The following is a 25,436-nucleotide window of genomic DNA, read 5'->3' on the forward strand; positions in this document are numbered from 1 at the left end:
CCCCCCCCCCCCCCGCCACCACAGGCCGTACCTCCTCCGCCGCAGGCGGAGCCTGAGCCGCTGCCTGATGTGCCCCTGCCCCCAAAGGCCGAGGAACCCTCGCCCGAGGCGGTCAAGACGCCCCCATCCCCCCCGGCGCCGCTCAAGCCGTCCACCAGTGTTGCGCCGCCATCCCCCATGACGCAGCAGACGGACACGCTGCCCGACACGGTGGTGCCCTCGCACATTACGCAGCCGAACAAGGCCAAGAAGAGCGAGCCGGATACCCACTCCTTGCTGGAAACGCTGGATACGTTCCGCTCGGACCAGAAGCAGACGCACGCGCCCAAGGCACGGGCCAACCCGCTGGCGGGGGGCGCTCCCAACGGTGGTGGCTCACCCGTGGGCACCAACATTACCGGCAGCCTGAGTGTGGGGCAGCAGAAGGCCATAGGGGCATCCGTGCGCCGCTGCTACTCGGAGGATACGGCCGCCAAGGACTACGCCACATTTGTGGCGCATCTTGTGGTGACAGTGGATGCAACGGGCGAGGCGCGCATTGTGCAGTTCGCCCCAGAAACACAGGCCCGTATGGGGGCAGATGCCTCCTACCGGGCTCTGGCCGAGCGTGCGCGCGCAGCCGTGCTCAGCCCCACATGCGCCAAACTGCCGATTCCCAAGGAGTTGCTTGGGCAGACCCGACAATTGAAATTTGTCTTCAGGCCTTAAAAGCAGGCCATACGGAGGAAAACACATGTTGATGAGTACCCGGCCTCTTATTTCCGATCAGGAAGCTGATGCTCTGGTGGGCGCGCTGCGCCGTCGCACCCTGCTGGGTGCCAGCGTTGCCGCTGGGGGCATTCTGGCCACACCACTGGCAGCCTTTGCCGCCAGCAAGCCCGCACCCGAGGCGGAAATTACGGTGGATCAGGCCCGCACGGCTCCTATTCCCATCATCATCCCCGATTTTGGGGGCGGGCTTGGTCAGCAGATGGCTGAGGTGCTGACCAATGACCTGAACAACACAGGGCTGTTCAAGGTTATTCCCGGCAATTCCGCTGCGGCCAAGCCCGACTTTGCCACCGCCAAGGGCCTTGGCGCGCATGCACAGGTTACGGGCAGCGTGACCGGGAGCGGGGCGTCCGTACGGGTGGAAATGCGGCTGTGGGACGTGCTGAGCCAGCAGCAGATCCAAGGCACGGCCTATACCACGTCCTCCGCTAACTGGCGGCGGATTGCCCATATTGTGGGTGATGTGATTTACGAACGGATGCTGGGTGAAAAAGGGTATTTTGATACCCGCATTGCCTTTATCTCCCGCTCCGGGCCGCGTGGGCACCAGCGCACACGGCTGGCCATTATGGACCAGGACGGGGCCAATGCGCGCATGCTCACGGCTGGCAACTGGCTGACGCTGACGCCACGCTTCAGTCCCGCCAAGGACCAGATCGCCTTTATGTCCTACGCCAACAACCGGCCACGGGTGTATCTGTTTGACCTCAATACCGGGCGGCAGCAGATTCTGGGCGATTTTCAGGGCATTTCCTTTGCGCCGCGCTTCTCCCCCGATGGGCGCTCGGTTCTGCTCTCCGTGACACGCAATGGTGGGTCTGACCTGTATGCGGTCGATCTGGCATCGGGTGCGCGCAGGCAGCTTACGGCGTCTGGCGCGATTGATACCAGCCCGTGCTACAGCCCCGACAGCTCCCAGATCGTGTTCAACTCCGACCGTGGCGGCAGCCCGCAGCTTTACATCATGCCTGCAGGGGGCGGGAACGCGCAGCGCATTTCCTACGGGCAGGGGACGTATGGGTCGCCCGTATGGTCGCCTCGTGGGGACCTGATCGCCTTTACCCGTATTGCCGGGGGCATGTTCTCGCTTGGGGTCATGCAGCCTGATGGTTCGGGTGAGCGGATTATGACGCAGGGCTTTACGGTGGAAAGCCCAAGCTTCTGCCCCAACGGGCGTGTGCTGGCCTATTGCCGCCAGAGCCGCGCCGGCGCGGGTGGGAGTGGATTCAGCTCCACCATCGGCATGGTCGATATTACCGGCTTTAACGACCGTGTTCTGCCGACCCCAGAAGGGGCATCTGACCCGGCATGGTCCCCCCTTAACGGGTGATCGATTCTTCTCCCGCCCGCCTTTTGGGCGGGAGAAGGTTTCATAATTCCGCCATAATTTTCTTTATAATTTCGTAAATTAGCATTAGTGTGCGCAAAGCCGGGGTGTGTTGTTTGGGTATCAGTCAAGGTATGGCTGATATGAGAAACAGAGAACACGCTTGACCGGCGGCTTAAGCTATGGCTTACGGCGGAATGGTCTCCAAAATTCGTCGGCTCTTCGAAGGGTTCGGAGGGGAGCAGAAGAATACGCGGGGATACAAGGTTATTAACTTCTTTTTCTCCGAATAGCCCTAAGGCTAATTCTCAGGATCCGACACATGAGACTGAAAGTTGTTGCTGCGCTTGGTATGGTTGCTCTTCTGTCAGCCTGTGCGCACGAAAATGCAAACACGGGTGCTTCCACCGGCGCGGCTAGCCAGCCGTCTGGCCCGGTGCCGGGCAGCGAAGCTGATCTGGTCGCTAACGTGGGGGACCGCGTATTCTATGACCTGAACAAGAGCGGCCTGAGCGCCGACGCCAAGACCACCCTGCAGAAGCAGGCTGACTGGCTGGCAAAGTATCCTCAGGTGAACGTTGAAGTTGCAGGCAACTGCGATGACCGCGGCACCGAAGAATACAACATTGCTCTGGGCCAGCGTCGTGCAAACGCCGCTCGTGACTTCCTGGTGGCCAAGGGCGTGACCTCTTCGCGCATCTCCACCATCTCCTACGGTAAAGACCGCCCCACCGCTCTGGGCGACACCGAAGAAGCATGGGCACAGAACCGTAACGCTATTACGTCTGTGAAGTAAGATTTTCAGACTTTATCTGAAATCTGACTGATCCAACGGAACAGGCCGGGCTCAAAAAGCCCGGCCTGTTTTGTATTTCGTGTCTTGTTTTGCGGGAAGGAATGATGGAATTCTTGCCCGTTATCTTATGGATGGGATGAGGTTCCAATGAACTCCCGGGTTAAAGCAGTACGCGTTGTTCGTCATGGTCTTGTGCTTTCGGGGCTGGCCGTGGCGCTTATGGGCACAGCCAGTCCGGCGGGCCATGCGCAGGATGTCACCAGCCGGGAAGGCATTGCCCTTCAGGACCAGATTCTCGCGCTCAAGCAGACCATGAGCCAGATGCAGGCTTCTCAGGGGGATGGGGGGGCACTGCCTCCGCCATCCGCCACACCGGGGCATTCTACGGCCGCTAATGGTGATCTGGTCTCCCAGTTGCTGGACCGTGTGAGCACGCTTGAACAGCAGCAGCGCGATATGCGTGGCGAGATTGACCAGTTGACCAATGACCTCCAGCAAAAAACGGCAGCCCTGTCCAAGCAGGTGGCCGACAGCCAGTTTGCAGCCGGTGCAGGGGCCAGTGCAGGCGGTGCGGCTGCGGTTGCCGCAGCACCCGCCGCGGCAGAGCCTGCAGCCCGCCCCACAACGCCCGACGCCCTGCTGAGCGCAGGCAAGGCCGCCTTGCAAAAGCGGGATTACGATACCGCGCATGACAATGCCGAGGCCGCGCTTAAAAACGCCAAGGGCGCGTTCCGGGTGGATGCACAGTTCCTTCTGGCGCAGTCCCTCGCGGGGCAGAAGCAGTATCGCCAGTCCGCCGTGGCGTATTACGATGCCTACCGCCAGTCCCCCAAAAGTGGGCGTGCGCCGGATGCCCTGCTGGGTGTGAGCGCCTCCCTTCTGGCACTGGGGGATAAAAAATCCGCGTGTGAGGCACTGGGCAAGCTGAATAACGAGTTCCCATCCCCCGCGCCGCGCGTGGCCCATGCGGCAGAAATTTACGGGCGTAAGGGCGGCTGTAACTAATGTTGTGGTGCATGCCCCGCTGCATGCACCTGCGTTGCGGGGGCTAGGCGTATTTCGGTCTGTTTTCTCCAGCGTCCGGTTTTTTCAGACCAGCCAGTTCCCCCGCACTGGTTTGCCGCACTCCTGAACACTCTTGGCCCGTGGGGCATGGATGTGGCGGGGCAGGCCCCCGTAGCGCTTGCTGTTTCGGGTGGGGGGGACAGTCTGGCCCTTGCATGGCTGGCGCGGCATTGGCGGCGCAACCTGCTGGCTCTTGTGGTGGACCACGGCCTGCGCCCCGAATCTGGCGCTGAAGCCCAGCTTACGCTTGAGCGCCTGCACGCTATGGACGTGCCCGCCAGACTGCTGACGTTAATAGGGCTGACCAAAGGCCCTGCCATGGCTGCGCGCGCGCGCACGGCCCGTTATGCCCGTATGGTGCAGGCCTGCCAGCAGGAAGGCTGCGTGGACCTGCTGCTGGGGCATCAGGCAGACGATCAGGCGGAAACAGCATGGATGCGCGCCAATGCGGGCAGCGGGCCGGATGGTCTGGCCGGTATGGGCTGGATCAGCCATACGCCAGACGTACGGCTTGTACGGCCTTTGCTGGCTGTCTCACGCACAGCTTTGCGCAATACGCTGCGTCAGGCAGGGCTTGCATGGGTGGATGATCCTTCCAATCAGGATATGCGGGCCGAGCGCGTGCGTGTGCGTGCAGCGTTGCAACAGAGCCATTTATCCGAGCAGTTCTGGTGCATGGCCATGGACGCGGGGTGTGCACGTATGGCGCGCGACCGCGCACAGGCGGCCAGTCTGGCGCGGCGTTGCGTGTTTTTTCCCCAAGGTTGGGTTGGGTTGGGTGCGACCCTGCCTGAGCCTGCCGTCTTGTCGGGGCTGATCCGTAGTGTGGGTGGGCAGCAGTACCCGCCCGCACCTGCCGCCGTGGCGCGGCTATGCCAAAAGGGAGGGGCGGGGGGCACACTGGCTGGCACCCGCCTTGCCAGATGGCGTGATGAGTGGTTTGTCATCCGCGAGCAGGCTGCGGTAGCGGCTCCCGTGGTGGCCAGCCCCGGTGCGCTCTGGGATAGCCGTTTTGTGCTGCACGCCCCTTCTGCCCTGTTGCGTTGCGGGGTATATGTCGGGGCTGCTGGTTACGGGCTGGAGCGCAGGGTCCGTGCCGGATGGCCAGCCCTGTTCTGCGCAAGCTTGCCCGCTTTGTGGTGGCAGGGGCAGATTGTTGCCGTGCCGCATCTGGGGTGGTGCCGCACGGCGGAATGGGCAGGTGCCTTTTTTGAGTTCAAACCCCCTGTTTCCGTAACCGGGCTGGGCGTGTACGGATGTAAAAAAGGACACGACGGGAACTATATCGGGCCAGCGGACTAGGAAAACGGTTCAGCCATCCCATTTAATAAGAGCAAAGGTTGCTTTTTTTCCCGAGCACCGGGCAAGATGGCAGGACACTCCGGCGCTTTACGCACTAGAAGTATGGACACTCGGGCAAGATGAACAATTTAGGTCGCAATCTGGCACTCTGGGTCAGCATTATCCTGGTGCTGCTGTTACTGGTGAACATGTTCCAGCCGGGTACGGCGCAGCATGCCGCCCAGCAACTGGCATATTCCGATTTTGTGGCCGATATTGATTCAGGGCATGTCCGCTCTGTTGTCATGCAGAACCACAACATTTCCGGCACGCTGACCGATGGCACAGCGTTTGAGACCTATGCCCCCATGGACCCCTCCCTTGTCTCGCGCATGGTGGGTAAGGGTGTGGAGGTTGTGGCCAAGCCACTGGAACAGGATGGCAGCCCGCTGCTGCGTTACTTCCTGAACTCCCTGCCCATTATTCTGCTGGTCGCGGCATGGCTGTTCATGATGCGGCAGATGCAGGGTGCTGGCGGTCGTGGCGCCATGGGTTTTGGCAAGTCCCGCGCCAAAATGCTGACCGAAAAGCACGGACGTGTCACGTTTGAAGACGTAGCTGGGATTGATGAGGCCAAGGGCGAATTGCAGGAGATTGTGGATTTCCTCAAAGACCCGCAGAAGTTCACACGGCTCGGTGGTAAAATTCCCAAAGGCGTGCTGCTTGTTGGCCCCCCCGGTACGGGTAAGACCCTGCTGGCCCGCGCCATTGCGGGTGAGGCCAATGTGCCCTTCTTCACCATTTCCGGTTCCGACTTTGTGGAAATGTTTGTGGGTGTGGGTGCCTCCCGCGTGCGGGACATGTTTGAACAGGGCAAAAAATCCGCCCCATGCATCATCTTTATCGACGAAATTGACGCCGTTGGCCGCCACCGTGGTGCGGGCATGGGCGGCGGTAACGACGAGCGTGAGCAGACCCTGAACCAGATGCTGGTTGAGATGGACGGTTTTGAAAGCAATGAGGGTGTTATCCTGATTGCCGCGACCAACCGCCCGGATGTGCTGGACCCCGCACTGCTGCGCCCCGGCCGGTTTGACCGTCAGGTTGTTGTGCCCAACCCCGACGTAAGCGGGCGCGAGAAAATCCTGCGCGTGCATATGCGCAAGGTGCCGCTGGCGTCCGATGTGGACCCGCGCATTATTGCCCGTGGCACGCCCGGTTTTTCCGGTGCGGATCTGGCCAATCTGGTAAACGAGGCCGCTCTGTCTGCCGCGCGCCTTGGCCGGCGCACCGTATCCATGCGCGAGTTTGAAGATGCCAAGGACAAGGTGCTGATGGGTGTTGAGCGCCGCTCCCTTGTCATGAGTGATGACGAGAAGAAGCGCACCGCCTACCACGAGGCCGGACACGCCATTACAGCCGTGCTGGTGCCCGAGAGCGAACCCATCCACAAGGCCACCATTATTCCACGTGGGCGAGCACTGGGTATGGTCATGCGCCTGCCCGAGGATGACCGTCTGTCCATGAGCAAAATGAACGCCGTTGCCCATCTGGTTGTGGCCATGGGCGGGCGCGTGGCTGAAGAAGTGGTCTATGGCAAGGACAACATCTGCAATGGCGCCATGGGCGACATTAAAATGGCCACCCGCGTGGCCCGCAGCATGGTGACCGAATGGGGTATGAGCGACAAGCTGGGCATGATCGCCTATGCAGATGACGATCAGGGCAACAGCTTTTTTGGTGCTGCGCGCAACTTCTCCGAACAGACGGCGCGTGACATTGACATGGAAGTCAAACGCCTGATTGACGAGGCCTATGTGCAGGCCCGCAATTATCTGCACGACCATGTGGATGAACTGCACCGTCTGGCCGAAGCCCTGCTGGAATATGAAACCCTGACAGGTGAGGAAATTCGCCAGATCATGCGGGGCCAGCCGATTGAACGGCCGGAAGAAACGGAAGATGGCCCGGTTAACCGCCGTGCCTCCGTGCCGCAGGTCTCTGGGGAGGCACCATCAGGCCCGGCGGATGATGCCGGCGCAGTACCTGCCCCCCAGCCCGGCTAGGGCAGGTTGCGCGGTCTGAGATTACGTTCAGTATAAAAGAGGCGGCACGTTGTGCCGCCTCTTTTGCATGGTGGGGACCACACAGGGGGTAAGCATATGTGGCGCAGGCTGGTAGAGCCTATGGGGCTGCTGTTCGGCCAGGCCGCGCAGGAGGCTATTGTGCAGGGGTGTGCGCTGCCACTCCACAACGGGGGCACGGCCTTTTCAATGGTAAGGCTGATTGAGGGGGAGACGGTTGCAGGCCCCATGCCGGTCAGTGCCATACCTCATACGTGGTTGCCTGTTGTGCAGCGTCTTGTCTCCCCCGTGTCGGATGCGGGGTTGCCTGCGGGGCCGCTGGTTATGGGGATTCTCAACACCACGCCAGACAGCTTCAGTTGTGCGGGCCAGCATTTTAACGCCACTCACGCCATACAGGCCGCGCGCCAGATGGTGCATGATGGTGCCGGTCTGCTCGACATAGGGGGGGAGAGCACACGCCCCGGTGCCGCAGTTGTTTCCCCCCAACAGGAGTGGGAGCGGGTTGGGCCGGTGCTGGAAGGGTTGCGCCAGAGCATGCCCGCTGTGCCGCTCTCGGTCGATACGCGCAACAGCTTTGTCATGGAGCGGGCGCTGGCTGCGGGTGCGCAGGTGATTAACGATGTTTCGGCCCTTGGGCATGACCCCGCCGCCCTGCCTTTGCTGGCAGACAAAAACTGCGGTGTGGTGCTCATGCATATGCGTGGCACCCCCCAGACCATGGAAGCCCATACCCATTACACGGATGTGGCCTGTGATGTGGTGCGCGAGCTGGGGCAAAAAGTGGAGGCCGCTGTGGCGGGGGGTATTGCCCGTGAGCGGCTGATGGTGGACCCCGGATTTGGCTTTGCCAAAACACAGGAGCAGAATGTTGTGCTGCTGCGCCGGGTGCTGCTGCTGGCCAATCTGGGCTGCCGTGTGGTGTTTGCCCTGTCACGCAAACGGATGATTGGCGCACTTACCGGAGTTGCGGACCCGGCCCAGCGCGATAGCGGCACCATGGCGGCCTCCCTTATGGCCCTGCCTTTGGGGAACCCGCTTTTGCGGGTGCATAATGTGGCCAGCATGGCGCAGGGCATGCGGGTGTGGCAGGGCGTGCAGGACGGGTGAAGCAGCATGCCAAAATTATGTTTTGTCGCCTGAACACGGTTTCTTCCAATCCAAAACCGTTTTAGACAAAGAGCAGCAGGACAGGAGTTTCCGCAGCAACGGCCAGAGTATTCAGGTCCATTGCCGAGAGCGGAATGGAATGAGTATTATGAAACGATTTTTCGGAACAGACGGTATTCGTGGTACCGCCAACATGGCCCCCATGACAGTGGAAATTGCCCAAAAGCTGGGGCAGGCCGCAGGGCTGCACTTCCGCCGGGGGGACCACCGCCACTGCGTGCTACTTGGCAAGGATACCAGATTATCCGGCTATATGATTGAGAGCGCTCTGGTCTCCGGGTTTTTGTCGGCTGGCATGGATGTTACTCTGGTGGGGCCGCTGCCCACACCGGCCATTGCCCTGCTGACCCGCTCCTTACGGGCTGATCTGGGCGTCATGATTTCCGCCTCCCATAATCCATTTGGTGATAACGGGATCAAGCTGTTCGGGCCTGATGGTTTTAAACTCTCCGATCAGGATGAGCGCACCATAGAAAACATGATGGTGACCGACCTGCACGCGGATATGGCCCACCCTGCCCAGATTGGCCGCGCCTCCCGCCTGAATGACGCTGCGGGGCGGTATATCGAGAGTGCCAAATCTTCCTTCCCACGCAAATTGCGGCTGGATGGGATGAAGATTGTTATCGACTGCGCCAACGGCTCGGCTTACCGCGTGGCGCCCACGGCCCTGTGGGAGCTGGGGGCGGAGGTCATTCGCATCGGGTGTGAACCCAATGGTGTGAACATTAACGAACACTGTGGCTCCACCCACCCCGATGCCCTGTGCAAGGCCGTTGTCCAGCATGGTGCCGATATCGGGATTGCTCTTGATGGCGATGCAGACCGGGTGCTGATTGCGGATGAAACCGGGTGTTTGATTGATGGTGACCAGATTCTGGCGCTGATCGCCCGGTCATGGGCAGCGGAAGGGCGTCTGGTTGGCAATGCCGTGGTGGCCACGGTCATGTCCAACATGGGGCTTGAACGGTTTTTGGAAAAAATGGGTGTGGGGCTTGAACGCACGGCGGTTGGTGACCGCCATGTGGTCGAGCGTATGCGTGAGCAGGGGGTCAATGTGGGGGGCGAGCAGTCCGGCCACATGGTGCTGACCGACTTTGCCACCACGGGCGATGGCCTGATTGCCGCCTTGCAGATTCTGGCTGTGCTGGTAGAGGCCGGGCGCCCTGCCAGCGAGGTCTGCCGTCTTTTCCAGCCATTCCCGCAAAAGCTGCGCAATGTCCGCTACTCGGGCGCATGCCCGTTGGATATGGATGAGGTGCGCCAGCGCCAGCATGATGTGGAGCGTATTCTGGCCGGGCAGGGCCGCCTGCTGCTCAGGCGGAGTGGCACCGAGCCACTTGTCCGCGTGATGGCCGAAGCCGAAGATGCGGCACTGGTGGACGAGGCAGTAAGCCAGATGTGCGCCGTGCTGGAAAAAGTGACCCAGCCTGCCTGAGCCAAGGGAATACCCCATATGACCCCGCCCATAACTGCCTCGCGCGCCAGAGTTCTTTCCATAGCAGGGAGCGACTCCGGGGGCGGGGCGGGGATTCAGGCTGATATTAAAGCCATAACCGCCCTTGGCGGGTACGCCATGACCGCCATAACTGCCCTGACCGCACAGAACACGCAGGGGGTGCAGGATATTCTGCCCATACCCCCCGGGTTCGTGCGTGAGCAGATTCGTAGTGTGGTGTCAGATATCGGGGTGGATGCCATTAAAACCGGCATGCTCGGAGGTGTGGCGCAGACACAGGCCGTGGCGGAGGAAATTGCGCGTATTCGCCAGCATAAGCCCGACCTTATTGTGGTGGTGGACCCGGTTATGGTGGCCAAGGGCGGTGCCGCCTTGCTGGCGGAGGATGCGGTGGCTTGCCTGCACACAATGCTTTTGCCCCTTGCCACGCTGATTACACCCAACCTGCCTGAGGCGGAAAAACTGACAGGCCAGTCCATCCATACGGAGGAGGACATGCGGGCCGCAGCCATGTGGCTGCGTGAGCGCACCGGGGCGTCTGTTCTGCTCAAGGGGGGGCATATGGCAGGGGAGAATCTGGTGGACGTGCTGCTTGGCCCCACCGGGTTTACCACCTTTACGGGGCAGCGCATTGCCACCCGCCATACACATGGCACGGGGTGCACACTGGCCAGTGCGTTGGCCACCACTCTGGCGCAGGGATTGTCTTTGCCAGATGCGCTGAGCCAGTCCTGCCTTTATGTGCAGGAGGCTATTTTACAGGCCCCGGAACTGGGCAGGGGGGCTGGGCCTTTGTGGCATGCCCACGCATGGTACCCTGCGGTCCGGTCCTGAAATAATAAATCAGAAAAACCTGCTGGTTGTTAAAGCCGCAGTCTATGGCTCAGTCTGCAACCGCGTGGAGCTGGAGCATGGCCGCTTCGGGCGGGACAGGCATCTGGGAAAGGGCGAGCAGGGGAGCAGGTACCGGCATTGCCTGCGGGTCATGCAGAATATAGCCCCGGCCCCATACGGTGGAGATCAGGTCTTCCGCCCCAACGGCTTGCAGTTTTTTGCGCAGTTTGCAGATAAAAACATCAATAATCTTGATGTCCGGCTCATCCCGCCCACCGTAGAGGTGGTTCAGGAATGTCTCTTTGGTCTGTGCAATGCCTTTGCGCAGGACCAGCAGCTCCAGAATGGCAAATTCCTTACCAGTCAGATGAATGGGTCGGTTTTCCACCGTGACTGTATGGTTGTTCAGGTTCAGGGTCAGTGAACCAACCTGAGCAATGGGGTGAGCATACCCGTTGGAGCGGCGCAGAATGGCCTGAACCCGCGCAATCAGCTCGGCTGTTTCAAACGATTCGGCCAGATAATCGTCCGCACCCAGCGCAAAGGCACGGATTTTAGCGTCTGGCGTATCAACATCGGAGAGGATGATGACCGGCGTTGCCACTTTGAGCGTCCGGAGTGTGTTAAGAATGGTATAACCATCCATATCCGGCAAGGTCGTGGTAATGATGGCGAGCCCGTAATCGTAATTGCGCAGCAATTCTATGGCGTTTTGCCCAGACCGAGCCAGGTCGGCGGCAAAGCCTGCTTTTTTCAGGGCGGAGAGAATGGCGCGGCTGGAGGTAAATTTGTCCTCGGCAAACAGGATGCGCATGACTGGCCTCACATAGCTGCAGAAAGGGTTATACACCTTGTGGTTGTATTTGTCGGCTTGGATAATACTTTTACGTGTTTTTCTGAAAAAATAAATACAAATTCATATTTTTTTATGATTTTTGTAATGACAGATATGTGAGCAACGAATGGCTTTGTGGCGCATATCCGGCAAAAAGCGTCTTGAGCTTTGCTGGTGATGATACATGATTGCCGCGCGGAAACCACAAATAATAAAGTATTACAAAGTAATTTTTTTGGGATATTCTGGTCATAACCTCTAATAAGTTGTGTTATTTCTAACAAACGACCAGTTTGCAAAAAATTTACAATTTCAGTGCTTCACTCTTTTCGCCTCCCGCCTGATATGAAAAAGGACAATCCTGAACCTCTGGCGTGGGCAGGTGTCCATCATGGAAAGGGAGCCATCAGCGGTCATGCTGCTCAAAACCGAGGCCGATACGGTACAACTGGCCACAAGTCTTGCAGGTCTTGCACAGCCGGGGGACGCCATTTTGCTGTCCGGCCCGCTGGGTGCGGGCAAAAGCGTGTTTGCGCGGGCTTTTTTGCGGGCTTTCTGTGCGGACAGCACGCTGGAGGTGCCAAGCCCGACCTATACGCTGGTGCAGGCGTATGATGCGCCCGGGGCCACGGTGTATCATTTTGATCTGTGGCGGCTGGGAAGCCCGGACGAACTGGACGAACTGGGGTGGGATGATGCCTGCGCAGGCGTGATGGTGGTGGAATGGCCCGAACGGCTGGAGGACATGACCCCCGCAGAGGCCCTGCACATCACGCTCGATGTCACACCTGATGGAGACCGTCATGCCCGGCTGGTGGGCTGGAGCGCACGGTTGCCCGCGCATCTGCTGCAACAGCCCACGCCCCCGGAGCACGGGGCATGAAGCTTGCGAGCATTCCCGCCCATCTGCCTTTTCTTGACCATCTGGCCGCCCGCTGGATCAAGGCCGCAGGGCATGACCCGCAGGCCATGGGCGAGGGCACAATTGTCCTGCCCGGCCGCCGTGCTGCCCGTGCGCTGACCGAGGCATTTTTGCGCCAGATGGATGGGCGCAGCATGCTTTTGCCCCGCATCATGCCCATTGGCGCACTGGACGAGACGGAACTGGGGCTAGCCCCCTGTGGTGGGGCGGACGCACTGGCCCTGCCGCCAGCCGTACCCGCCATGACCCGGCTGGCCATGCTGACCCTGCTGGTGCTCAAGGCGGATAACGCCTTTGGCACCCGCCCCACGCTGGATCAGGCATGGCCACTGGCCCGCGCTCTGGCGGAGCTGATGGACGAGGCGGAGTGGGCAGGGGTCAACCTGCGTGAACGCCTGCCCGATGCGGTGCAGGAAAACCACGCCGAGCACTGGCAGACCATCCTCCAGTTTTTGGGAATCGTGACTGAGGAATGGCCCAAATGGTTGCACGCACAGGGGCTGGTCAACCCCGTGGCGCGGCAGGTTGCTCTGCTGGAGTCGCAGGCACGGCTGTGGCGCAGCATGGGGGAGCAGGGGCAGGCAGCGCCTTTGTGGGCGGCAGGTTTTACACACGCCATGGCTCCCACGGCGCAGGCATTGCGGGCCATTCTGTCCTGCCCGGGGGGCAAGGTCATTCTGCCGGGGCTGGATACGCTCATGCCGCCAGCAGTGTTTGCCGCGCTGCCGGACAGCCACCCGCAGGCGGGGCTCAGCCACCTGCTGGCAGCGCTCGAGACCCGGCGCGAGGATGTGGAGGTCTGGGACGCACCCGGTGGCCAGCCCGAGCGCGCGGCAGTGCTGTCACGCATTATGCTGCCTGCCGCAGCGCTGGATGACTGGGCGCTGCCCGGCCCGGTAGCGCTGCCCCATGTCAGCCGGTTTGAGGCCGCAGACCAGCAGGAGGAGGCCGTGGCCATCAGCATGGTCATGCGCCATGCGCTTGAGCAGCCCGGCCACCGCGTAGCCCTTGTAACGCCGGACCGGGGGCTGGCGGCCCGCGTGGCCACGGAGCTGGAGCGCTGGGGTATTCTGGCAGACGACAGTGCAGGAGCCACACTGGCGGACACACCCGCTGCCGTATTGCTGCGGCTGGTCGCGCAAATGGTGGATAGCCGGTTTGCGCCCGTGGCCCTTTTGTCCGTGCTCAAGCACCCGCTGGTGGCCTGTGGTCTGGCGCCGGGTGTGTGCCGTGCCTCTGCCCGTCTGCTTGAGCGCGCCGTGCTGCGCGGCCCATCCCCCGCTCCGGGTTTTGCGGGGCTGTGTGCCGCCGTCCGGGACAGGCTGGAACCAAAGCGCGAGAAGGACCGCCTGCGCATAACGGAGGGCGAGAGTGCAGACCGCCCCTTTGGCCCCGAGCCTCTGCCTGCCTTTATGGAGCGGCTGGCCCGGTGTCTGGCGCCCGTTCTGGGGTGGGAGCAGGCAGACGGGGCAGAGCTGGCGGCGGGGCCGGGTATGCGGCATCAGGCTGGGGTGCCCGACCTGCTTGCAGCTCTTATCGCCACGGTTGAGCGCCTTGCCAGTATGGAAGGGGAGGAAGCTGCCACCCGGTTGTGGAAAGGGGAGGACGGCAGCCTGCTTGCCTCCAGACTGAGCGAGCTGATGCTGGCAACCGAGGTGCTCCCCCCCCAGCCGCCTGCCGTGCTGGATGGGTTGCTGAGCGCTGTTCTGGCGCAGGAGCGTGTGGCCACCCGCCGGGGCAACAACCCGCAGGCCCTGCACCCGCGCGTGCTTATCTGGGGGTTGTTTGAAGCCCGGCTGCAAACGGCGGAAACCGTTATTCTGGGTGGTCTGTCCGAAGGGGTGTGGCCTCCCGCCCCCGATGCAGGACCGTGGATGAGCCGCCCCATGCGCCAACGCGCAGGCCTGCCCCCGCCAGAACAGGCGGTGGGGCAGGCAGCACACGACTTTTTTGCCACGGCAGCGGCGGCGGAGCATGTTGTTCTGTCCTCCGCCCGCAGGCGCGATGGAGCGCCTGTTGTGCCCGCGCGCTGGCTGAGCAGGCTGGATGCTTTTCTGGCCGGGTGGGGGGGGCGTGTGCCCGAACACCCGGTGCTGTCATGGCTTGCACAGCTTGACCAGCCGCAAGGACCGGCGCAGCCCGTGCCCCCACCCCGGCCCCTGCCCGATGTGGCCCTGCGCCCGCGCCGCCTGAGTGTGACGGAAATAGAAACATGGATGCGCGACCCCTACGCCATCTATGCCCGCCATATCCTGCGCCTTGACCCCCTGCCTGAGCTGGAGGAGGGGGCGGATGCATCGGATTACGGGATGATCGTGCATGACGCACTGGAGCACTGGGTCAGGCTCCATGGTGTGGACTGGCCGGTGGATGCGGAGCACAGGCTGGTGCAGGTGTTTCAGGCCAGTCTGGCCGGGCAGGCCCTGCGCCCCGCCCTGCACGCATGGTGGGCGCCCCGGCTGGAACGCATAGCGCACTGGGTTGCACAGGCGGAGCAGAAGCGCCGCGCAACCCACGGAACGCCACAGGCTATTCTGACCGAAATTGCAGGCGCGGTTGTGGTGCCTGATGCACCGGGGGGACCGTTCCGCCTTGTCGGGCGGGCCGACCGGGTGGAGCTTGGCGCACAGGGGCGCGTGATTGTGCAGGATTATAAAACGGGCATGCTGCCCACCACGCGTGATGTTCTGTCGGGCTGGAGCCCGCAACTGCCGCTGGAGGCCGCCATGCTGCTGCGCGGCGGGTTTGCCGCAGCCCCCGGCGTAACCGCTATTGACGGGCTGATCTACTGGCGGCTGACCGGGGGGGCAGAACCGGGGGGAGAGGTGGCCGTGGCCTCCAAGGAGCATGAAAGCCTGACCGATCTGGCCGAGCAGACATGGCAGAGCCTGCTGGAGCGCATTGCCGCGTATGACCAGCCAGAGCAGCCTTACCTCTCCCACCCCCATCCGGGGCAGGAACCACGTTTTGCAGACTATGCCCGTCTGGCCCGTGTGCCGGAGTGGAACACAGGCCGCGCGGAGCCCGATGCATGAGTACTCCCCCATCCCAGAATGCGCTGGATGCCGCCATTGCACAGGCCAACCAGCAGCAGGCTATGGCGTCGGACCCTACGGCCTCGGTGTTTGTCTCGGCATCGGCGGGGAGTGGCAAAACCAAACTGCTGATTGACCGCCTGCTCCGGCTTATGCTGCCCAGAGTGGGGGCCGATGGCGCTATTGTGCCCGGTAGTGACCCTGCGCGCATCCTGTGCCTGACCTTTACCAAGGCGGCAGCGGCGGAAATGGCCATTCGCCTGCAAACCCGGCTGGGCCGGTGGGTGACCCTGCCCGATACACGGCTGGATGCGGAGCTTGCCGCCCTGTCCGTCCCCTGCACGGAGCAGACCCGGCGCAAAGCCCGCGCCCTGTTCGCGGAGGTGCTGGACCTGCCGGGCGGTATGCGTATTGGCACCATTCATGCGTTCTGCCAGTCGCTTTTGCGGCGCTTCCCGCTTGAGGCGTCCATGAACCCGCATTTTACGGTCATGGAGGAAACAGACGCAGCCCTGGCCTTGCAAAGCTGTGTGGAAAGCGTTCTGGGCGGGCAACCGCAGGCGACTGTGGCACCACTTGCCGGGCAGATCGGGCTGGGGGACTTTATGGCCCTTGCGGGTGTGCTACGGCGCGACCCGCGCGCGCAGGCTGCGCGTGCTCTTGTCAGCACCCAGCCCGAGCAGGCGCAGGCCTTGCTGTGCCGTGTGCTCAACCTGCCCGCACAGGCCGCGCAACAGACGGATGAGGCGTTCTTGCACGCCGCCTGTACCGATTTTGCGGACGAATCCATCCTGCGCTCAGGGCTGGCTGTTCTTCTGGTGGAAGGTTCGGCCACGGCCAAAGCCAATGCGCAGGCCCTGCTGGACTGGCTGGCGCTGTACCCCCCCGAGCGGGCCGCGCAATGGAGCGTGTGGCGCAATGGCCTGCTGACAAAGGACGGCAAGCCCCGCAGCCGTGGTCTGCTGTCCACCAAACTGGCTGAAAAATACACCGATCTGGCCGATGCCCTGCACAGGGAGGCTGCGCGCATACTGGAGGTGGAGGAGGGGCTGAACGCCCGCCAGCTTGCCCGGCTGGGTGCGGCACTGCTGACAATGGCAGCCCCCGTGGCCACTCTGTTTGACCAGCGCAAGGCCATGCAGGGCCAGCTTGAGTATGATGACCTGATCCACCGCACACTCTCGCTTTTGCGCACACCCGGTGCGGCATGGGTGCTGTACAAGCTGGACGGCGGCATAGACCACCTGCTGCTTGATGAGGTGCAGGATACATCCCCCCAGCAGTGGCGCATTGCAGGGGACCTGACCGAGGAGTTTTTTGCGGGCGCAGGCACACGCGCGGAGGAGGATGGTCCCCGTACGGTTTTTGCCGTGGGGGACTACAAACAGTCCATCTACGCCTTTCAGGGTGCCGACCCGGATGAGTTCAGGGACTGGCGCGCCCGCTTCAAGCAGCGCGCACAGGGGGCAAACCTGCCGTGGCGCGAGCCGGAACTGACAGTCTCTTTCCGCTCCACGGCTCCGGTCCTGCAACTGGTCGATGCCGTTTTTGCCGATGCACAGGCCGCCCGTGGCGTGGCGGAGGAGCAGGGGCGGCCCATGCGCCACATTACGGCCCGCCCCGGTCAGGGCGGACGGGTGGAGCTGTGGCCTCTGGCGGAGGTAGAAGGGGATGAGCAGGGCATCAGCCCGTGGCAGCCCGCAGCGGTCAACGCTACCCGCCAGAGCCCACGGCAAAAGCTGGCCGATGCACTGGCCAGCACCATTGCGCGCGAACTTGCAGCCCCCGCGGCACCGGGGCAAAAACCCCTGACACCGGGGGATGTGCTGGTGCTGGTGCCGCGCCGCTCCTCCTTTGTGCCGCTGCTGGTGCGTGCACTCAAGGGGCATAACATTCCGGTTGCCACACTGGTGCGGACCGGGCTTGCCGACCAGCTTGTGGTGCAGGACCTTATGGCCCTGTGCGCGGCCCTGCTGCTGCCGCAGGACGACCTGATGCTGGGTTGCGTGCTGACATCCCCTCTGGGTGGGTTGAGTGATGACAGTCTTATGGCTCTTGCCGTAGGGCGCACACCCGGTGCGCCGCTGTGGTCCACCCTGCGGGAGCGGCACGCACAGCGTGCAGACTGGACGCAGGCGTGGACCATGCTCAACACCCTGTTTGGCCGGGTGGACTACCTGACCCCGTACGAGCTGCTGTGTGCGGCCCTTGGCCAGCAGGGGGGGCGTGCACGCCTGCTGGCGCGGCTGGGGCCGGAAGCCGCCGAGCCAATGGACGAGCTGCTCTCCGCCGCCCTGCGTTACCAGGAGCAGCATCCGCCTTCGTTGCAGGGGTTTCTGCACTGGCTCCGCCACTCGCAGGAAACCGTCAAGCGCGAGGCAGAGGCAGGAGGCAATGCGGTACGGGTCATGACCGCGCATGGCTCCAAGGGCTTGCAGGCGCGGCTGGTCATTCTGCCAGATACGGTCGGCACCCCCAGATTTGAGGACAGGCTGTTCTGGGCGCAGGACAAAAAAACACAGGTGGATGTTCCGCTCTACGTGCCGCGCAACGCCCTGTCGGTCGGGCTGACCCGCAGCCTGTATGAGGGCCTGCGTGACAAGGCGGTGGAGGAATACAACCGCCTGCTTTACGTCGCCCTGACCCGTGCGGCGGACAGGCTTGTGGTCTGCGGCTGGAAGCCCGGCCGCACCGTTCCGCCAGAAAGCTGGTACGAGCGCTGCCGCCTTGGGTTTGAGCGGGCCGGTGCGCAGGAGCAGGACTGGAGCGTGGGGGACTGGTCGGGCAAAATACTGGTGCTGGAGGAGCATGCCACCCCGCCTGCGCTGCCCGCATCCCCCTCTGCCGTGGCCCCTGTGGAGCACAGTGCAGCACCCTGTTGTCTGCCGGGCTGGGTGGGGCAGGCCCCCCTGTGGCGCGCAACACCCCCTGTGGCGGAGGGGCCGCTGGTCCGCCCGCTGGCTCCCAGCAGGCCGGATGACACCATGTTGGGCCCACTGCCGCCTGCGCGCTCTCCGCTGGATGTGGCGGCCATAACCCCGGCCAAGGCGCGGGAAGCGGCATTCCGCAAGGGGAATCTGGTGCACTCCTTGTTGCAGTTTCTGCCTGAACACCCTGTGGCGGAGCAGGAGCGGCTTGCCACGGACTGGCTGGCCCGCCCGGCTGCGGGGCTGACTGCGGCAGAGGCTGCCACGCTGGCGGCCCAGATTGTGGCCGTGTTGCGCATGCCCGCACTGGTGGACCTGTTTGCCCCGCAGGCGCGGGCCGAGCAGCGGCTGGCGGGTATTGCCGGGGGGCAGGTTATTGTCGGGCAGGTGGACCGTATGTGCGTTCTGCCCGACCGGGTTGTGGTGTGTGATTACAAAAGTGGTCGCCACGCCCCGCGTACGGTGGAGCAGACCCCGGTGCTGTACCTGCGCCAGATGGCGGCCTACCGCGCCCTGTTGCAGGGCCTGTGGCCGGACAGGCAGGTTGTCTGTGTGCTGGTCTGGACCGAACTGCCCCGTGCTGACCAGTTGCCCGATAGCCTGCTGGACCGGCACGTTCCCACCCCCGGTGGTGGAGGGGCATCTTGACCACGGCGCAGGCCGCCTTAAGTGTTAGGGGAACCCCGGTCTGCTCGAGCCTGCCCCGAGTGCTCGGCCAGACCTGATGAAAAAGACAGCGTGGAGTGCTCCCGCACCCCCGTAGGAAGGAAAACATGTCATGAGTGAACATACGCTTGCTGTCAGCGATTCCAGCTTTGATGCCGCCGTGCTCAAGGCGTCCGGCCTTGTTCTGGTTGATTTCTGGGCAGAATGGTGCGGCCCGTGCAAAATGATCGGCCCGGCGCTGGAAGAAATTGGCAAGGACATGCAGGGCAAGGTTACGGTCGCCAAGATCAATATTGATGACAACCCCGTAACACCCAACACCTATGGCGTGCGCTCCATCCCCACCCTTATGCTGGTGCGTGATGGCAAGGTGGTGGACACAAAGGTCGGGGCCCTGCCCAAAAGCCAGCTTAAGGCATGGGTTGAAGGCGCGCTGTAAAACCATGCGCGTTGGGGTGGGTATGGCCTGTTCGGGGCCTGCCTGCCCGGACCTGCGTGGTCCGGTCTTTGCATAATCACTTGGCAGATTGGCCCCGCCCGCGTAATGCAACCACGCAGGCGTGCAGGGTCCGCGCCATTCGTCTCGTGCAGTTACAGGGTTCAAAATGAGCTGGATCACCGAATACGTCCGTCCGAAAATCCGCGGTCTTTTGCGCCGTGATGTGCCGGACAACCTGTGGACCACCTGTGATTCATGCTCCCAGATGGTCCTGACCAAGGAACTGCGCAAGGCGCAGAATGTCTGCCCCCATTGCGGGCACCACATGCGCGTGCTGGTAAGCGACCGTCTGGCATGGACCTTTGACAACGGCGAGTTCACCCGCATTGAGCTGCCGCTGGCCCCCGTGGACCCGCTAGGCTTCCGCGACCAGAAAAAATATACCGACCGCCTGAAGGATGCGCGCGCCAAAAGCCATCTGGACGAGTCCCTTGTGGTCGCCCACGGCACCATTGGCGGGCATAATGCCGTTGTGGGCGTTATGGCGTTTGAATTTATGGCAGGCACCATGGGTGCCGCCTTTGGCGAGCGGTTTGTGGCGGCTGCCCGGCTGGCCATTTTGCAAAAATCCCCGCTGGTGGTGTTTACCGCATCTGGCGGTGCGCGCATGCAGGAAGGGGTGCTCAGCCTGATGCAGATGCCCCGCACAACCGTTGCGGTGCAGATGCTGCGTGATGCGGGCCTGCCCTATATTGTGGTGCTGACCAACCCGACAACGGGTGGGGTTACGGCCTCCTTCGCCATGCTGGGTGATGTGCAGATTGGTGAGCCCAACGCCCTGATCGGTTTTGCCGGTCCCCGTGTTATTCAGGACACCGTGCGCGAAAAGCTGCCAGAAGGCTTCCAGCGCTCCGAATATCTGCTCGAACACGGCATGCTGGACATGGTTGTGGCCCGTAAGGATATGCCCGCCACACTGGCGCGCCTGATCGGCCTGCTCACCCATGCCCCGGCCGATGTTACAGCGCCTCCGCCCAAGCCGGTTGCAGCCCCTGCGGCTGCGGCCGAGTAAGCCTGTCCGTGGCGCAGGCGCAGACCGGGGGCACCGCTCCGGTGCCCGAATTTACGGGCCGCACGGGGGAGGTTCTGCAACGGCTGAACCACCTTTACCCAGCCCTGATTGACCTCTCGCTTGGTCGGCTGGAGGGGCTGCTGGCCCGTCTGGGCCACCCCGAGCGTAAACTGCCGCCGGTTATCCATGTGGCCGGTACCAATGGCAAGGGCAGCACCTGTGCGACCCTGCGCGCCATAGCCGAGGCCGCTGGCTGGCGCGTACATGTCATGACCTCTCCGCATCTGGTGGATGTGACCGAGCGGTTCCGCATTGCGGGCCATCTGGTCAGCGAGGCCGAACTGGTGGCAACACTTGAAGAGATCGAGCGGGTGAATGACGGCGCACCCATTACCGTGTTTGAGGTGCTGACTGCCGCGGGCTTTGTGCTGTTTGCCCGCCACCCGGCGGAACTGGCCATTATTGAGGTCGGTCTGGGTGGGCGGTGCGACGCCACCAATGTGCTCGAACGCCCTGCAGCATGTATTGTTACCGCCATATCCCGCGATCATGAGGCTTTTCTGGGCGATTCGCTGGCAGCGATTGCGGCGGAAAAAGCCGGTATCTTCAAATCCGGTGTGCCTGCGGTTACGGGCAGCCAGCCTGCCGAGGTCATGCAGGTTCTCGCAGCACAGGCCCACGCAGTGGGGGCACCTCTGGCCCGCCGTGGTGTGGAATGGAGCATTGCCCCCTTTCCTGCCAGCGCGGACAGGCCTGCCGGGCTGCGCCTGACGGATGCTCAGGGCACACTGGACCTGCCCATGCCAGCCCTTGCTGGCCCGTGGCAGATGGAAAACGCCGGTCTGGCGGTAGAGGCCCTGCGCCTGTCCGGTCTGGCTCTGCCCCAGACTGCGTGGCAGGGGGTAGGGCAGGTGCAATGGCCTGCGCGCATGCAGCGCCTGCACGGCCATCTGGCGGCTTTGCTGCCAGCAGGGTGGGAACTCTGGCTTGATGGTGGGCACAACCCCGGAGCCGGTGTGGCGCTGGCGCAGGAGCTGACCCACTGGAAGGACCGCCCCTTACATATGCTGGTGGGGATGAAGCAGACCAAGGATGCATCAGGCTTTTTAGGTCCGCTGCTCCCACATGCGGATGACCTGTGGGCCATCTGCGAACCCGAGCAGCATCTGGCCCTGCCTGCGCAGGCTATTGTGGAGGCATCGGGGGGCAAGGCCCATGTCGGCCCCACACTGGCACAGGCCCTGACCGCTCTGGCGGCCCAAGCACAGCCTGAGCACCCTGCGCGGGTGCTGATCTGTGGCAGCCTGTACCTTGCTGGTGTAGCGCTCAGGCAGGACGGCTGGGTCGTCCGGTAAATATGCTGGTGGCCGGGTGGGGGGCGCGCAGGCTCTGCTGTGCTCTCCCGCCGGTGTTCCGCCACTTATGGTGCGTTTAGCAAGTAGAGTTGTCGTGCAATCAGGTATTGAGCACGTCATCCCTCACGGGAGCAGCCTGCCAGAATGGACGATGATGTGGGTGGGAAAGAAAATGGTGCCCCCATTCAGATTTGAACTGAAGACCTACCGCTTACAAGGCGGTTGCTCTACCACTGAGCTATAAGGGCATAGATACGCATTCTCTGTAAGTCGGGACTATAAGCGATAAAAGGGTTGGAGCGTCAAGCCCTGTTTTTTGGAATAATCGCGGTTTTTTTGGCCCATACAGATATTGCATCGTTTTCATGGGTGGCGCATCTAGGCGGACATGCCGCACGCATCCCAAAGCCCCGCCCCCGCCCTGTTCCTGCACGACAGCCAACGCCGTGCGACCGTGCCGTTCCAGCCGCTCGATCCGGCACATATCAAGGTCTATTACTGCGGTCCCACGGTGTATGATCTGGCGCATATTGGCAACTTGCGCGCCATGCTTACGGCGGATGTGCTGGTCCGGCTGCTGCGCACCCTGTACCCACGGGTAACATTTGTGCGCAACATTACCGATGTGGACGACAAGATAACCGCCCGCGCCCGTGCGAATGGGGAGGATATTGGCGCACTCACCCAGCGCACCACGCAGGAGTTCCACAAGGACCTGGCGGCCCTTGGCGTGCTGCCCCCCGACATAGAACCCCGCGCGACCCATAACATAGGCGAGATGCAGGCCATGATCGCCCGCCTGATTGAGAACGGGCATGCGTATGAGGCACAGGGGCATGTGCTGTTTTCGGTCGGGTCTTTTCCCTCCTACGGTGCGCTGTCGGGCCGCAACCCCGATGAACTGGAGGCCGGAGCCCGTGTGGAGGTCGCCCCGTACAAGAAAGCCGCAGGGGATTTTGTGCTGTGGAAGCCATCGGACGCGGAGCAGCCGGGGTGGGAGAGCCCATGGGGCCGTGGGCGTCCGGGGTGGCATATTGAGTGCTCGGCCATGTCGCACCGTTATCTGGGCGATAGTTTTGACATTCATGGCGGTGGCTCGGACCTGCTCTTCCCGCATCATGAGAACGAACGTGCGCAGAGCCTGTGCTGCTTTCCGCACAGCCAGTTCGCCAATTACTGGGTGCATAACGCCATGCTTTTGGTCGAGGGCGAGAAAATGTCCAAGTCTTTGGGCAATTTCCTGACCATCCGCGACGTGCTGGCGCAGGCTCCGGCGGAGGCTTTGCGCCTGCTGCTGCTGGGCGCGCATTATCGCTCCACCCTGAATTACACACAGGCCGGGCTAAACGAGGCGCGCAAAACGCTCGACCGCTTCTACCGCGCGCTTTCCAGCGTTACGGATATTCCCGAGGCTCCCGTCCCGCAAACCGTACGCGCCGCGCTGGAGGAAGACCTGAACACCCCCAAAGCCATTGCCGAGCTGCATGTGCTCGCCAATCAGGCCATGGGGGGGGACCGGGATGCCGCAGGTGCTCTGCGGGCGGGTGGCCGCCTGCTCGGGCTTTTGCAGGATGACCCGCAGCTCTGGTTCAAGGGTGGGGCCTCGGTCGAGGAAGATGCCGCTATTGAGGGGCTGATCGCCGAGCGGCTGGCCGCCAAAAAGGCGCGCGATTTTGCAAGGGCCGATGCCCTGCGCGACCAGTTGCAGGCACAGGGTATTGTGCTTGAAGATACCAAAGACGGAACAAGCTGGAGGCGCGCATGACCGGGCGGGATGGCGGGGCACCGCTGGAGCCTTTGGGCAACACACCTGTTGTTATTCTGGTGCGGCCACAAATGGCCGAAAACATAGGGACCACAGCCCGCGCCATGGCCAATGGCGGCCTGTTCCACCTCCGGCTTGTTAGCCCGCGTGACGGCTGGCCGCAGGACAGGGCATGGCGTACGGCCTCGGGCGCGGACAGGATACTGGAAGCGGCGACAGTGCACGAGAGTGTAGATGACGCCATTGCCGACCTGCACCATGTGTATGCCACCTGCCCTCGGCCACGCCATATTGTGAAAACGGTCATGACTGCGCGCGGCGGGGCTGCGGAACTGCATGCGGCTACGCAGCGCGGGCTCAAGGTCGGGCTGATGTTTGGCCCCGAGCGGGCCGGGCTTGATAATGAGGATATGGCGCGCGCGGACGCGCTGATCCGCTACCCGCTCAACCCTACCTTTATGTCGCTCAATCTGGCGCAGGCGGTCATGATTATGGCGTATGAATGGTGGATGGCCACAGATGCCACACCACCGCGTACGCTGATGACCAACGAGACACATGTCGCCACCAAGGGTGAGCTTGAGAACTTCATGAGCCATCTTGTGCGTGAGCTGGATGGATGTGGGTTTTTGCGGAACGAGCAAAAACGTCCGGGCATGGTGCGCAACCTGCGCCACTTTTTTACCCGTGGCGAAGTCACCGAGCAGGAATTGCGGACCCTGCATGGCGTTGTGCGTGAACTGGCCAACCCACGCCGCACGCAGGACTGAGCGATCACGCTCCGGCCCGTACGCATGCGGGCAGGTTTGGTAGCAGCCCCCAACGCACCGGCAAGTTTTATCCGGTGCGTTGGGAGCTGTTTTTTTTTAAGGATTAGTCCGCAGCAAGGGCCATGTGCTGCTGGCCCATGGCGCGGGTGACGTGGTCTTCCACCGCAGCGGTAATCTTGTCTGCCTGCTTGGCAAAAATATGGTCCGCTTCGGGGTAGATGCGGTAATCCACGGCAACACCCTTCTGGGTGTTCAGCTTGTCCACCAGCTTGTGGATGGCGGGCTCGGGGGCCATGTCATCTTTGCCCCCGGCAATCATCAGCCCGCCGCATGGACAGGGGGCCAGAAAGCCGAAGTCATAATGTGCAGCAGGGGGGGCAATGCTGATCCAGCCGGTAATTTCTGGCCGGCGCATCAGCAACTGCATGCCGACGAACGCCCCGAAGGAATAGCCCGCAATCCACAGACCGCTGGCGTTGGGGTTGATCATCTGCATCCAGTCAAGGGCTGCTGCTGCATCGGAAATTTCACCAATGCCGCCATCAAAGCGCCCCTGCGAGCGCCCAACCCCACGGGAGTTGTAGCGCATGACGGAAAAGCCCATGTTCTCGAACGTGCGGTACAGGGCGTATGTAATCCGGTTGTTCATGGTGCCGCCGTGCAGCGGGTGCGGGTGCAGCACGAGGGCAAGCGGGGCGTTGGGCTCGTTTGAGTGGTGATAACGCCCTTCAAGACGTCCATCCGGGCCGGCAAACATAACCTCAGGCATGTAGGTTCCGCTTGATCTGGGAAGGGCGTCCACGGGCATGACGCTTCCGGGTTCAATAACTGCTCTGGTCAGGAACGATGCCACGTTCACGGCC

Annotated in this window: 19 protein-coding genes and 1 tRNA gene; 17 read left to right on the forward strand and 3 right to left on the reverse strand. The window is 62.5% G+C overall.

Going from position 1 to position 25,436, the window contains the following annotated elements; translation table 11 throughout:
- The 9 genes from HK26_RS10760 to thiD form a co-directional block, all read left to right on the forward strand.
- The coding region (locus tag HK26_RS10760; protein WP_086639786.1) for an energy transducer TonB at positions 1–708 on the forward strand (708 nt) is incomplete at its 5' end.
- Positions 709–733: 25 nt separating this feature from the next.
- Positions 734–2,101 carry a Tol-Pal system beta propeller repeat protein TolB gene (gene tolB, locus HK26_RS10765; protein WP_086639787.1) on the forward strand — a complete coding sequence of 456 codons (1,368 nt, stop codon included), beginning with the start codon at positions 734–736 and terminating at the stop codon, positions 2,099–2,101.
- A gap of 319 nt (positions 2,102–2,420) precedes the next feature.
- Positions 2,421–2,894, forward strand: coding sequence for a peptidoglycan-associated lipoprotein Pal (gene pal / locus HK26_RS10770; RefSeq protein WP_025829197.1), 474 nt, complete (start codon positions 2,421–2,423; stop codon positions 2,892–2,894).
- A gap of 147 nt (positions 2,895–3,041) precedes the next feature.
- Complete coding sequence (locus tag HK26_RS10775) at positions 3,042–3,899, forward strand: tol-pal system YbgF family protein (protein WP_257640977.1); 858 nt, start codon at positions 3,042–3,044, stop codon at positions 3,897–3,899.
- Between the two features lie 147 nt (positions 3,900–4,046).
- A complete protein-coding gene (tilS, locus tag HK26_RS10780) occupies positions 4,047–5,261 on the forward strand; it encodes a tRNA lysidine(34) synthetase TilS (protein ID WP_086639788.1) in 1,215 nt (404 codons plus the stop codon).
- 119 nt (positions 5,262–5,380) lie between these two features.
- The gene (gene ftsH, locus HK26_RS10785) at positions 5,381–7,306 is read left to right on the forward strand and encodes an ATP-dependent zinc metalloprotease FtsH (RefSeq protein WP_086639789.1); all 1,926 of its coding nucleotides are present in this window, start codon (positions 5,381–5,383) and stop codon (positions 7,304–7,306) included.
- Positions 7,307–7,357: 51 nt separating this feature from the next.
- Positions 7,358–8,434, forward strand: coding sequence for a dihydropteroate synthase (gene folP / locus HK26_RS10790; protein ID WP_475638871.1), 1,077 nt, complete (start codon positions 7,358–7,360; stop codon positions 8,432–8,434).
- Positions 8,435–8,573: 139 nt separating this feature from the next.
- On the forward strand, positions 8,574–9,932 hold the full coding sequence (gene glmM, locus HK26_RS10795; protein WP_086639791.1) for a phosphoglucosamine mutase: 1,359 nt from the start codon (positions 8,574–8,576) through the stop codon (positions 9,930–9,932).
- A gap of 18 nt (positions 9,933–9,950) precedes the next feature.
- The gene (gene thiD, locus HK26_RS10800; RefSeq protein WP_086639792.1) at positions 9,951–10,787 is read left to right on the forward strand and encodes a bifunctional hydroxymethylpyrimidine kinase/phosphomethylpyrimidine kinase; all 837 of its coding nucleotides are present in this window, start codon (positions 9,951–9,953) and stop codon (positions 10,785–10,787) included.
- A gap of 49 nt (positions 10,788–10,836) precedes the next feature.
- Here thiD and HK26_RS10805 read toward each other — a convergent pair whose 3' ends face one another.
- On the reverse strand, positions 10,837–11,601 hold the full coding sequence (locus HK26_RS10805) for a response regulator transcription factor (RefSeq protein ID WP_086639793.1): 765 nt from the start codon (positions 11,599–11,601) through the stop codon (positions 10,837–10,839).
- A gap of 412 nt (positions 11,602–12,013) precedes the next feature.
- Between HK26_RS10805 and tsaE the strand changes: the two genes are divergently transcribed.
- The 6 genes from tsaE to HK26_RS10835 all read left to right on the forward strand — a co-directional run bounded on the left by tsaE (position 12,014) and on the right by HK26_RS10835 (position 22,038).
- Entirely contained in the window at positions 12,014–12,505 is a 492-nt protein-coding gene (gene tsaE / locus HK26_RS10810) for a tRNA (adenosine(37)-N6)-threonylcarbamoyltransferase complex ATPase subunit type 1 TsaE (RefSeq protein ID WP_086639806.1), read from the forward strand.
- A complete protein-coding gene (gene addB, locus HK26_RS10815) occupies positions 12,502–15,579 on the forward strand; it encodes a double-strand break repair protein AddB (RefSeq protein ID WP_086639794.1) in 3,078 nt (1,025 codons plus the stop codon). The genes tsaE and addB overlap by 4 nt, the downstream gene beginning before the upstream one ends.
- Positions 15,576–19,154, forward strand: coding sequence for a double-strand break repair helicase AddA (gene addA, locus HK26_RS10820; RefSeq protein WP_086639795.1), 3,579 nt, complete (start codon positions 15,576–15,578; stop codon positions 19,152–19,154). Before addB ends, addA begins: the two co-directional genes overlap by 4 nt.
- Before the next feature lie 130 nt (positions 19,155–19,284).
- Positions 19,285–19,611 carry a thioredoxin TrxA gene (trxA, locus tag HK26_RS10825; RefSeq protein WP_025829016.1) on the forward strand — a complete coding sequence of 109 codons (327 nt, stop codon included), beginning with the start codon at positions 19,285–19,287 and terminating at the stop codon, positions 19,609–19,611.
- A gap of 166 nt (positions 19,612–19,777) precedes the next feature.
- On the forward strand, positions 19,778–20,683 hold the full coding sequence (accD, locus tag HK26_RS10830; RefSeq protein ID WP_025829018.1) for an acetyl-CoA carboxylase, carboxyltransferase subunit beta: 906 nt from the start codon (positions 19,778–19,780) through the stop codon (positions 20,681–20,683).
- Positions 20,684–20,691: 8 nt separating this feature from the next.
- Entirely contained in the window at positions 20,692–22,038 is a 1,347-nt protein-coding gene (locus tag HK26_RS10835; protein WP_086639796.1) for a bifunctional folylpolyglutamate synthase/dihydrofolate synthase, read from the forward strand.
- 173 nt (positions 22,039–22,211) lie between these two features.
- Here HK26_RS10835 and HK26_RS10840 read toward each other — a convergent pair.
- Positions 22,212–22,286: transfer RNA gene (locus tag HK26_RS10840), tRNA-Thr, on the reverse strand.
- Positions 22,287–22,426: 140 nt separating this feature from the next.
- On the opposite strand from HK26_RS10840, the gene cysS reads away from it, so the two are divergent.
- Positions 22,427–23,803 (forward strand): cysteine--tRNA ligase, encoded by a 1,377-nt coding sequence (gene cysS / locus HK26_RS10845; protein WP_086639797.1) that lies wholly within the window; start codon positions 22,427–22,429, stop codon positions 23,801–23,803.
- On the forward strand, positions 23,800–24,573 hold the full coding sequence (locus HK26_RS10850) for an RNA methyltransferase (protein ID WP_086639798.1): 774 nt from the start codon (positions 23,800–23,802) through the stop codon (positions 24,571–24,573). Before cysS ends, HK26_RS10850 begins: the two co-directional genes overlap by 4 nt.
- Positions 24,574–24,676: 103 nt before the next feature.
- Here HK26_RS10850 and HK26_RS10855 read toward each other — a convergent pair whose 3' ends face one another.
- Positions 24,677–25,342: an alpha/beta hydrolase gene (locus HK26_RS10855; RefSeq protein WP_086639799.1), complete on the reverse strand. Its 666-nt coding sequence runs from the start codon at positions 25,340–25,342 to the stop codon at positions 24,677–24,679.
- Between the last annotated feature and the right edge of the window lie 94 nt (positions 25,343–25,436).

Source organism: Acetobacter okinawensis (assembly GCF_002153655.1).
In the GTDB taxonomy this organism is placed as follows: Bacteria; Pseudomonadota; Alphaproteobacteria; order Acetobacterales; family Acetobacteraceae; genus Acetobacter; species Acetobacter okinawensis_A.